The sequence below is a fragment of the Streptomyces roseochromogenus subsp. oscitans DS 12.976 genome (assembly GCF_000497445.1).
GTDB lineage: Bacteria > Actinomycetota > Actinomycetes > Streptomycetales > Streptomycetaceae > Streptomyces > Streptomyces oscitans.
Genome location: NZ_CM002285.1, coordinates 3,698,009 through 3,698,790 on the forward strand (window position 1 = coordinate 3,698,009; position 782 = coordinate 3,698,790).

Below are 782 nucleotides of genomic sequence, written 5' to 3' on the forward strand. Positions count from 1 at the left end.
GCCCTCACGCTTGAGGCAGTTGTAGGAGCGGACGGTGAGCTCCAGCTCCTCGATCGGCAGCGCGAGGTCGGCGGCCAGGGCGGCGTCCGTCGGGGACGGGCCCATGTCGATGCCCTCGGCGTCGATGTTCAGCTCGCGCGCCAGACCGAACAGCTCGACCAGCGTCTTGCCGGCCGACGCCATGGCGTCACGCGGACGCATGGCCTGCTTGGTCTCGACGTCGACGATCAGCTTGTCGAAGTCGGTGCGCTGCTCGACACGCGTGGCCTCGACCTTGTACGTGACCTTGAGAACCGGCGAGTAGATCGAGTCGACCGGGATACGGCCGATCTCCTGGCCCACCTGCTTGTTCTGCACGGCCGAGACGTAACCGCGGCCGCGCTCGACCGTCAGCTCCATCTCCAGCTTGCCCTTGCCGTTGAGCGTGGCGAGGACCAGGTCGGGGTTGTGCACCTCGACACCGGCCGGGGGCGCGATGTCGGCGGCGGTGACCAGACCCGGGCCCTGCTTGCGCAGGTACATCACGACCGGCTCGTCGTGCTCCGAGGAGACGACCAGCTGCTTGATGTTGAGGATCAGGTCGGTGACGTCCTCCTTGACGCCCGGCACGGTGGTGAACTCGTGCAGGACACCGTCGACACGGATGCTGGTGACAGCAGCGCCGGGAATCGACGACAGGAGGGTGCGGCGGAGGGAGTTGCCGAGGGTGTAGCCGAAGCCCGGCTCCAGCGGCTCGATCACGAACCGGGAACGGAACTCGTCGACGACCTCTTCGGTCAACG

General features: G+C 67.3%; 1 protein-coding gene. It reads right to left on the bottom strand.

Annotation, left to right across the window (positions count from 1 at the left end; translation table 11 throughout):
* Positions 1–780 (bottom strand): DNA-directed RNA polymerase subunit alpha (locus M878_RS65690; RefSeq protein ID WP_037730135.1); only part of this gene is annotated, 780 nt, incomplete at its 3' end.
* Between the last annotated feature and the right edge of the window lie 2 nt (positions 781–782).